The organism is Porphyromonas sp. oral taxon 279 str. F0450, assembly GCF_000292995.1.
Taxonomy (GTDB): domain Bacteria; phylum Bacteroidota; class Bacteroidia; order Bacteroidales; family Porphyromonadaceae; genus Porphyromonas; species Porphyromonas pasteri.
Genome location: NZ_ALKJ01000025.1, coordinates 1 through 8,739, shown reverse-complemented (window position 1 = coordinate 8,739; position 8,739 = coordinate 1). Strand labels below are relative to the sequence as shown.

The 8,739-nt window shown below is 52.4% G+C and carries 10 protein-coding genes; 9 read left to right on the top strand and 1 reads right to left on the bottom strand.

Annotation, left to right across the window (positions count from 1 at the left end; all coding sequences use genetic code 11):
• Nucleotides 1-50: 50 nt before the first annotated feature.
• Entirely contained in the window at nt 51-464 is a 414-nt protein-coding gene (locus tag HMPREF1323_RS06370; RefSeq protein ID WP_009433311.1) for a plasmid mobilization protein, read from the bottom strand.
• A gap of 468 nt (nt 465-932) precedes the next feature.
• On the opposite strand from HMPREF1323_RS06370, the gene HMPREF1323_RS06365 reads away from it, so the two are divergent.
• The 9 genes from HMPREF1323_RS06365 to traK are packed head-to-tail and all read left to right on the top strand — an operon-like array spanning nt 933 to nt 8,337.
• Complete coding sequence (locus HMPREF1323_RS06365; RefSeq protein ID WP_044124160.1) at nt 933-1,736, top strand: ParA family protein; 804 nt, start codon at nt 933-935, stop codon at nt 1,734-1,736.
• Nucleotides 1,723-2,157 carry a DUF3408 domain-containing protein gene (locus HMPREF1323_RS06360; protein ID WP_044124158.1) on the top strand — a complete coding sequence of 145 codons (435 nt, stop codon included), beginning with the start codon at nt 1,723-1,725 and terminating at the stop codon, nt 2,155-2,157. The genes HMPREF1323_RS06365 and HMPREF1323_RS06360 overlap by 14 nt, the downstream gene beginning before the upstream one ends.
• Entirely contained in the window at nt 2,154-2,816 is a 663-nt protein-coding gene (locus tag HMPREF1323_RS06355; protein ID WP_052312363.1) for a hypothetical protein, read from the top strand. Before HMPREF1323_RS06360 ends, HMPREF1323_RS06355 begins: the two co-directional genes overlap by 4 nt.
• Before the next feature lie 33 nt (nt 2,817-2,849).
• The gene (locus HMPREF1323_RS06350; RefSeq protein WP_005467913.1) at nt 2,850-3,152 is read left to right on the top strand and encodes a DUF4134 domain-containing protein; all 303 of its coding nucleotides are present in this window, start codon (nt 2,850-2,852) and stop codon (nt 3,150-3,152) included.
• Nucleotides 3,153-3,155: 3 nt separating this feature from the next.
• Nucleotides 3,156-3,485 (top strand): DUF4133 domain-containing protein, encoded by a 330-nt coding sequence (locus HMPREF1323_RS06345; RefSeq protein ID WP_009433320.1) that lies wholly within the window; start codon nt 3,156-3,158, stop codon nt 3,483-3,485.
• Complete coding sequence (locus tag HMPREF1323_RS06340) at nt 3,482-5,989, top strand: TraG family conjugative transposon ATPase (RefSeq protein WP_009433317.1); 2,508 nt, start codon at nt 3,482-3,484, stop codon at nt 5,987-5,989. The genes HMPREF1323_RS06345 and HMPREF1323_RS06340 overlap by 4 nt, the downstream gene beginning before the upstream one ends.
• Nucleotides 5,990-6,010: 21 nt before the next feature.
• Complete coding sequence (locus tag HMPREF1323_RS06335; RefSeq protein WP_009433313.1) at nt 6,011-6,640, top strand: DUF4141 domain-containing protein; 630 nt, start codon at nt 6,011-6,013, stop codon at nt 6,638-6,640.
• 14 nt (nt 6,641-6,654) lie between these two features.
• Complete coding sequence (traJ, locus tag HMPREF1323_RS06330) at nt 6,655-7,692, top strand: conjugative transposon protein TraJ (protein ID WP_009433319.1); 1,038 nt, start codon at nt 6,655-6,657, stop codon at nt 7,690-7,692.
• A 21-nt stretch (nt 7,693-7,713) separates the two neighbouring features.
• Complete coding sequence (gene traK, locus HMPREF1323_RS06325) at nt 7,714-8,337, top strand: conjugative transposon protein TraK (protein ID WP_009433314.1); 624 nt, start codon at nt 7,714-7,716, stop codon at nt 8,335-8,337.
• The last annotated feature ends 402 nt before the right edge of the window (nt 8,338-8,739 follow it).

Sequence of the window (8,739 nt, the reverse complement as noted above, 5' to 3'; positions counted from 1 at the left end):
GTTGTAGCCGAGGGCTCCAGCTAGATTTTCCGAGCTTGAGATCTTAGCAATCATCGCTTTCGGTAGTCTAGGGTTAGGCTGATAGCTTGCTGCTCAAGGGTGATAATTTGCTGGGAGTACTGCTCTAAGCGTTGAAGCATTACCTGTGCTGCCTTGACCGAATGATAGCTGTTGATCGCCTTTACTGTTTGGTTGTAGAGGATGCCGATCTTATGTATTTGGGCTGTCAGCTGGGAGAGTTTCCGGTAGTATTCGACGGCGGATTTATCTACGGTGATGACCTTAAAGCTCTCGTCTAGGAGACGAGCACGCACGAAGTCTGACTTCGTTTTGGCCCCCGAGCGCTCAAAGAGATCAATGACTTTCTGCTGATCTTTAGGACAAGAAAGCCTTATATGCCAGTTGTCCCAACGTGGTTTATCGGGAGATAAACTCTCAGAGGAGGGTTTGCTTTGCTTTTCCATATGATTTCTTCTTTACTGACGACTTTGGAGGTCAGTGTTTCCTCGTACCGAGGCAAGGGTCTTTGTGTTACAAACTGCGGTTTGTGTTACAAAGACACACCTTGCCAGTAGAAAGAGTTGATTGAGATGAAGCATCCAGCCCTTTAGGGGGCTGTCTCCTTCGGTCGTGTTAGACGATGTTTCTATTCTACTGCAAAGTTACTTCCTCGTTGTAAGTGGCTTGCTATAAGCATGCTGCCCACTTTATCCTTGCCTTTCCCGTCTCTTCCTTGACTTCCAGAAGGGGGTAAATTAAGCTCTTACTTTGCAGTCAGAGCGAGCGATAGAGCGCTCGAGATATCGATTAATTAATTTCTCGAGACCTCGAGATCTCGACATCTCGAGATGCAGTCCTTGCGATTGCTTAAGTGATCTCCCGCTTATTGTCTCGCTCGTCATGGTAATTAATTCAGTTCTCAATTGCTTGCTATGCAAAGCTCTCGACCTCGACCTTTATATCTCGGTTTCTCCTCACAGAAGGGCGGTGTGGGTAAGAGTACCCTAGCCGAGATCCTCAGTAGTATGCTCTACTATGAGGAGGGTATCTCGCTCTTTGTCGTGGACTGTGATCTGACTCAGGACTCCTTCTTCAAGCTCCGTGAGCGAGAGAAGGGGACTATAGGAGAGGATCCCGCTCTGACGGCTTATATGCAGACTTACTTCCATCAGCTCGAGCGTCGCTCCTACCGCATCATCAAAGCTCGGCCAGAAGAGGCAGTTGCTCGTGCAGAAGCGCTTGCTATGCAGTATCCCGAGGAAGGCTACCAGTTGGTCATCTTTGACTTCCCTGGTCATGCGGGGACGAGGGAGCTTCTTGAGCTCTCGCTGGAGATGGATTATATCCTCTCGCCCTTGGAGCCTGATATCCAGTCGATGGTTGCTTGCCTGAGCTATGCTAAGAGCATCCAGGACTTGGGGGTCTCGATGCAGACGGCTCGGATCAAGGATATCTGGCTTTTGTGGAATAAGGTGGATCGTCGGGTGCGTAATACGCTGGTCACACATTACACGCAGCATATCCAGGAGGAGGGGCTTACGCTCGTCCCCTTCCCGATTTATATGGCACATCGCTTCTCGCATGAGCTGTCGATGTACGGGGCACGTGGGGTCTTCCGCTCGACTTACCTCCCGCCTAACAAAACTCTTCGAACAGGAACGAACATCGATGAACTTGCTGGATGGCTTATCCAAGCCCTTCAGCTATCCATACTGACGACCGATGGCCACGATTGAAGAGCAGCGCCGGCGCTTGGATGCTAAGCTCCAAGAGATGGCAGACGATGGAGTGCTTCAAGGTCCTTCGTCCGCTACGGCGAACTTTGACCCCATAGATGAGGAGCAAAGTGTGCCAGAGAAGACGGTGCTACCGGCGCCTCCGATGCAAGTAGCAGCTTTAAGACCTTTAGAGGAGGTCTCCACGATCGAGGAATACCGTGAGAGGTACTTTGTCCCCTTGCGTATCCGTGAGAAGACCTCCTTTACGATGAATGCCGAGACCTTGGAGATTCTCCGCAGTGTCTTGCAAGACCTCCATGAGCGTGTGTCTATGGTGAGCTATATCGACAACATCATCCGTGAGCACCTCAGAGCCCATCGCGAGCTCCTCAACCAAGCCAGCGCTAAGCAACGGCGTAAAACGACGATCCCCTTATGATGACAACGATACTGCTCTGTGTGCTCCTGTTGCTGAGCATTGTGTGGCTTGCCCTTGGTATTACCTACAGCTACGAGCGCTGGAGAGACTTATCCCGCCAAAGGATAGGTCAGCGACAAGAGCCCCGGAAGCGTGAGGAAGAAGCACACGAGCTGGTTGCTAGGAGCAAGGGCTTGACTTCCCATGTTATCCCTCCCTTTCCCGGGTCTTCTGTGGCCGAAGAATCGAATATGAATGCGCCTACTTTTGCAGAGCAAAGCGCTGAGGCGGAAGGGGAAGAGCTGGATGTGGACTACACGATGGAGGCGGTTGATGAGGAGGAAGTCCTTCGGGAGGAGCTGGAGTGGGAAGCTGATAGCAGCGCTGAGCTTACGTCTACGAGCGTTCTTTCCCGTGACCTTCTTCGCCTAAGTCGGTGGAGCCAGAAGGATGATCTTCTTGACGAAGAAGCACCCGATACGGTCTCCTCGTCGCTCCAAAGTCTTCGGGGGACTGACCTCCTAGCGCAGTACCAAGCGGAGCTTCTGAGACAGGAAGCTGTGCACAAGAAGCTCCTTCAGGCTATCCGCGAGGCGGAGTCTGAGACGGAAGAGGTAGCGCCTCTTCCGCCAAGTCAAGACGCCAGAGCCGACATGCAAGGGCTCGACTATTACCTATAATTCCCGTATAGTAATCATTCATGATCCTAGAATATGAACACTAAGAAACTTGCTTTCCTGCTACTAGCCCTCTTCCTAGCGCCCGTCGTCGCGGATGCCCAAGGCAATGGTATGGCAGGGATTAACGAAGCCACGAAGATGGTGACGAGCTACTTTGATCCCGGCACGAAACTGATCTACGCCATCGGAGCTGTGGTAGGGCTCATTGGGGGCATCAAGGTCTACAACAAGTTCTCCTCGGGAGACCCAGATACGAGTAAGACAGCAGCCTCTTGGTTCGGTGCCTGTATCTTCCTCATCGTGGCGGCTACGATCCTGCGTTCCTTCTTCCTGTAGGTAATGGCCAGCTGGGAAATCAATAAAGGCGTAGGACGCACGGTGGAGTTTAAGGGGCTGAAAGTGCAGTACCTCTTCCTCTTCGCTGGAGGCTTGCTGGCGACCTTCATTGTGGTGGTCGTGCTCTACCTCCTTGGCGTCAGCCAGCTGCTCTGCCTCGGCATAGGCGTATTGGGTGCCTCACTTCTGGTGTGGCAAACCTTCGCTATGAACCGAAAGTATGGCGAGCATGGACTGATGAAGCGGGGGGCACTACGCTCTCATCCCCGGTACTTGGCTCATCGCCGTAGCGTCCTACACTTATTCCACCGGCTCAAATCGTCCAGAAGATGAGACACAAGAGCAAGACCTGTAGCTTGGAGGCCAAGTTCCCTCTGCTTGCTGTTGAGCAAGGCTGCTTGATCAGTAAGGATGCCGATATTACGGTAGCCTTTCGGGTGGAGCTCCCCGAGCTCTTCACCGTGACCTCGGCTGAGTATGAAGCGATGCACTCGGCATGGTATAAGGCCATCAAGGTGCTTCCTAACTTCAGCATCGTACATAAGCAAGACTGGTTCATCAGCGAGGAGTATCAGGGCAAGCTCTCTGAGGGAGAGCTTAGCTTTCTCGCACGCTCCTCGGAGCGCCACTTCAATGAGCGTCCTTATCTCAAGCACTCGGTCTATCTCTTCCTTACGAAGAGCAATAGGAAGCGTATGGCTCAGCAGAGCAACTTCTCTGTGCTCTGCCGCGGGCGTCTTGTTCCGAAGGAGATTGAAGATAAAGATGCCGTCGTCAAGTTCATGGAGGCGGTCGACCAGTTCGAGCGTATCATCAATGATACGCTGCTCCTTCGTCTGGAGCGGATGACTGAGGATGAGCTTGTGGGAACGGAGGATACTCCTGGGCTTTTAGATCGCTACTTCAGCCTCTCGGAGGAGGGGCATGCTTCGCTTGAAGATATTCAGCTCGGAGCGGACCTTGTCCGCGTCGGGGATCACCGACTTTGCTTGCATACGCTCAGCGATACGGAGGATCTTCCGACACGGGTCAGTACCGATGGGCGCTATGAGCGGCTATCCACAGATCGCAGTGACTGTCGCCTGAGCTTTGCCTCGCCAGTAGGCTTGCTCCTTTCCTGCAACCATATTTACAATCAGTACCTCTTCATCGAGGATAGTGATGCGACCCTCGAGCGTTTTGAGAAGCAGGCGCGAAACATGCACTCTTTGGCACGCTATAGTCGAAGCAACCAGATCAACGAGGAGTGGATACAGGAGTACCTCAATATAGCCCACTCTCAGGGCTTGACCTCCATTCGTGCCCACTTCAATGTGCTAGCGTGGAGCAGTGAGGCGGATCAGCTCCGCCAGATCAAGAACGATGTTGGCTCAGCTTTGGCCCTGATGGAGTGTACGCCACGGCACAATACCATCGATACAGCGACGCTCTATTGGGCAGGCATTCCCGGGAATGCTGCAGACTTCCCCTCGGAGGAGAGTTTCTATACCTTCATCGAGCCGGCGCTTTGCTTCTTCACGGCTGAGACGAACTATAAGGATTCGCTCTCTCCCTTTGGCATCAAGATGGCCGACCGTCTGTCGGGAAAACCAATTCATCTAGATATCTCTGATCTGCCGATGAAGAAGGGCATCATCACCAACCGCAACAAATTCATCCTTGGGCCCTCAGGTAGTGGCAAGAGCTTTTTCACAAATCACATGGTGCGGCAGTACTACGAGCAGGGCGCCCACGTCTTGCTCGTCGATACGGGTAACTCGTACCAAGGCTTATGCGAACTCATACACCGCAAGACTAAGGGAGAGGATGGGGTGTACTTCACTTACTCGGATGAGCACCCCATCTCTTTCAATCCATTCTATACCGATGACTATGTCTTCGATGTCGAGAAGCGCGAGAGCATCTGTACGCTCCTGCTTACCCTCTGGAAGTCTTCTGAGGAGCGGATTACTAAGACAGAGGCAGGTGAATTGGGTTCGGCGGTCAATGCCTATATCGAGCTGATTAGAGCCGACCACACAATTACTCCATGCTTCAATACCTTTTACGAGTATCTGCGTGATGTGTATCGAGAGGATATGAAGCAGCGGGAGATCCAGGTCACGCTCTCCGACTTCAATATCAATAACCTGCTTACAACGCTTAAGCAGTACTACCGAGGAGGGCGCTATGACTTCCTGCTGAACTCGGATAAGAACATCGATCTCCTATCTAAGCGCTTCATCGTCTTTGAGATTGATCAGGTGAAGGACAACAAAGATCTCTTCCCGGTGGTGACCATCATCATTATGGAAGCCTTCATCAATAAGATGCGTCGCTTGAAGGGGATTCGCAAGATGATCCTTATCGAGGAGGCGTGGAAGGCGATTGCCTCGGCCAATATGGCGGACTATATCAAGTACCTCTATAAGACGGTCAGAAAGTTCTTTGGCGAGGCTATTGTCGTGACGCAGGAGGTGGATGACATCATTCAGTCGCCAATCGTCAAGGAGAGCATCATCAATAACTCGGACTGTAAGATCCTCTTGGATCAGCGTAAGTACATGACCAAGTTCGATGGCATACAGGCGATGCTTGGCTTATCGGATAAGGAGAAGAGTCAAATCCTTTCTATCAATCAGAGTAATGATCCCCAGCGCCTCTACAAGGAGGTCTGGATTGGTCTCGGCGGGATGCAGTCGGCAGTCTATGCCACGGAGGTTTCCCTCGAGGAGTACCTCACCTATACGACCGAGGAGACCGAGAAGCTGGAGGTACTCCAGCGGGCCGAGCGTCTTGGGGGGGATATGGAGGGAGCGATACGGCTCCTTGCTCAAGAAAAACGGCAGAAGAAATAAGCAGCTAAAACAACAGAGACAATGAAGAAGTACCTTCTGATGGCTCTCTTAGGAGGGAGCCTTTTCACGCAACGAGCCCATGCTCAGTGGGTGGTGAGTGATCCCATGAACTTTGCTGGCAATATTGCCAATACGGTCAAAGAGATTGCCACGGCGGGCAAGACCGTCAAGAACACGCTGGCGGGCTTCAAAGAGATTGAGAAGCTCTACAATGACACCAAGAAGTACTACGAAGCCTTGAAGAAGGTCAATAACCTGATTGGCGATGCCTACAAGGTCAAGGAGTGCGTCTTGATGGTGGGTGATATCTCTGAGATCTATGTTAAGTCCTACAAGCGGATGCTGCAGGATAAGAACTTCAGACCCTCCGAGCTGGCTGCCATCGCCTCTGGCTACACGAAGCTTCTGGAGCAGAGCGGGGAGAGTCTCAAGGAGCTCAAGTCTGTTGCGGGGAGCAATGTCTTCTCGATGAACGATAGCGAGCGTATGCAGATGATCGATCGCATCTATACGACGCTCCGAGAGTATCGCTCGCTCGTGTCGTATTACACGCAGAAGAACATCTCGGTCAGCTATGTGCGTGCTCGAGCTAAGGGGGATCTCTCAGCTGTTCGTAGTCTGTATGGCAGTGAGGTAAGTCGTTACTGGTAGGGAAGGAGTCGCTTATGGACTTTACAAGCTTACACGAGCTACTCCGCTCGACCTATCAGGAGATGCTACCCCTAGCTGGGGAGATGACGGGGATTGCCAAAGGCATTGCCGGACTGGGAGCTCTCTTCTATATTGCTCTTCGGGTATGGTCTTCGCTAGCGCGAGCTGAGCCTGTGGATGTCTATCCGCTTCTTCGTCCCTTTGTCCTGGGCTTCTGTATCATGTTCTTCCCGACGGTGGTCCTTGGGACGATGAATACCGTCCTGTCTCCCGTGGTGCAGGGAACGGAAGCCATGGTCAACAAGCAGGAAGGGCAGCTTGCCGAGCTTACGGCCAAGCGAGATAAACTCAAGGAAGAGGCCTATCTCCGTAATCCTGAGACCGCCTACTTGGTCTCCAATGAGAAGTTCGACCAGAAGATCGAGGAGATGGGAATTATTGGTCCCGAAGATGCTATCACTATTGCAGGGATGTATGCTGAGCGGGCTGCGTATCAGACGAAGCAGTGGTTTATGAACCTGATTCATGATCTGATGGAGCTCCTCTTTCATGCCGCCGGCTTGATCATCGATACGCTACGCACCTTCATCTTGATTGTCCTCTCCATCCTGGGTCCTGTGGTCTTTGGTATTGCTGTGTGGGATGGCTTGTCGGGCTCTTTGACGGCGTGGTTCTCTCGCTACATCTCGGTTTATCTCTGGCTGCCCGTCAGCTCTATCCTTACGGCTCTGCTTACAAAGATCCAGGTCTTGATGATTCAAAAGGACATCTCCGCCCTGAGCGATCCCAACTACCTGCCTGACTCAGGCTCGTGGTATTACATCGTCTTCTTCCTCATTGGCATGGTGGGCTACTTCTGTGTGCCGACCGTTGCTGGGTGGATAATTGAAGCTGGAGGCGGTATCGGCTCCTATGGGCGCAATGTCAATCAGGTGGCTCAGCGCGGGATGCAAGGGGCTTATGTTGGAGGTAAGGCTGCGGCTGCAGGAGCAGGTGCGAGCATAGGCAACCTTGGTGGCCGTATCAAGGGCGCTTTAATCAAAGGGAAGTAACACAAGAGAGTCGTATACACTATGGAATTTCAGTCATTAAGGAATATCGAGACGGCATTCCGTCAGATCCGTCTCTACATCCTCCTCTTTGCCTTGCTCTCAGCTGGCGTCAGTGGCTATGCCCTCTATAGTTCCTACCGCTTTGCCGAAAGGCAGCGGGAGAAGATCTATGTCTTAGATCAGGGCAAGAGTCTGATGCTGGCCCTTAGCCAAGATGCCTCGCGTAATCGCCCTGTGGAGGCTAGGGAGCATGTCCGTCGCTTTCATGAGCTCTTCTTCAGTATCGCTCCCGATAAGGATGCGATTGAGGAGAATATGTCCCGTGCCTTTGCCCTCTGTGATAAGTCAGCCTTTGATTATTACAAGGATCTGGCGGAGCAGGGCTACTACAATAGGGCGATCTCGGGTAATGTTAATCAGCGCATTGTGATCGACTCAATTCGCTGCAACTTCGAGCGCTACCCTTATGAGGTGACGACCTACGCCAGACAGTTCATCTTAAGGCAGAGTAATGTCACCGAGCGAAGCCTGGTGACGAGCTGCACGCTTCAGAATTCTGTCCGCTCGGATGATAACCCGCAGGGCTTCCTGATGGAGCACTTCCTTGTACGTGAGAACCAAGATCTACGGAGCTATAAACGCTAAGGCTATGTCTACTCGCTTTTCCCTCTATCGCTACTATCTCGGGCTACACTACTGGCTTCGAGCTCGCTGTGATCGGCTTAGCCCTAGGGCTCGTCGATATGTGGTCTACGGTATCAGTATTCTCTACCTAGCCTGCTCCCTTATGATGCTGGCCCAGGTCTTCTTCCCTAGGCAGGAAGCACGCCAGCTACCTATCCCCAGACGCCCGCATCTGGATGCACCTCTCCGCCCGTCTCGGCTGGATAGCCTCGGGCATGAACTCTCGAGAATCACTCATCAACAGATAGCACACTATGGATAAGAAACAGCAAGAACAGCTTCGCAAGGGGCTGGTCTTTGGTGGGCTGGGGCTCCTCTGCGCCCTCTCCCTTTGGTTCATCTTTGCTCCCTCGGATAAGGAAA

Bases quoted from the DNA above. Each gene is read 5' to 3' on its own strand.
- HMPREF1323_RS06370 (WP_009433311.1), bottom strand. From the start codon at position 464: ATGGAAAAGCAAAGCAAACCCTCCTCTGAGAGTTTATCTCCCGATAAA.
- HMPREF1323_RS06365 (WP_044124160.1), top strand. From the start codon at position 933: ATGCAAAGCTCTCGACCTCGACCTTTATATCTCGGTTTCTCCTCACAG.
- HMPREF1323_RS06360 (WP_044124158.1), top strand. From the start codon at position 1,723: ATGGCCACGATTGAAGAGCAGCGCCGGCGCTTGGATGCTAAGCTCCAA.
- HMPREF1323_RS06355 (WP_052312363.1), top strand. From the start codon at position 2,154: ATGATGACAACGATACTGCTCTGTGTGCTCCTGTTGCTGAGCATTGTG.
- HMPREF1323_RS06350 (WP_005467913.1), top strand. From the start codon at position 2,850: ATGAACACTAAGAAACTTGCTTTCCTGCTACTAGCCCTCTTCCTAGCG.
- HMPREF1323_RS06345 (WP_009433320.1), top strand. From the start codon at position 3,156: ATGGCCAGCTGGGAAATCAATAAAGGCGTAGGACGCACGGTGGAGTTT.
- HMPREF1323_RS06340 (WP_009433317.1), top strand. From the start codon at position 3,482: ATGAGACACAAGAGCAAGACCTGTAGCTTGGAGGCCAAGTTCCCTCTG.
- HMPREF1323_RS06335 (WP_009433313.1), top strand. From the start codon at position 6,011: ATGAAGAAGTACCTTCTGATGGCTCTCTTAGGAGGGAGCCTTTTCACG.
- traJ (WP_009433319.1), top strand. From the start codon at position 6,655: ATGGACTTTACAAGCTTACACGAGCTACTCCGCTCGACCTATCAGGAG.
- traK (WP_009433314.1), top strand. From the start codon at position 7,714: ATGGAATTTCAGTCATTAAGGAATATCGAGACGGCATTCCGTCAGATC.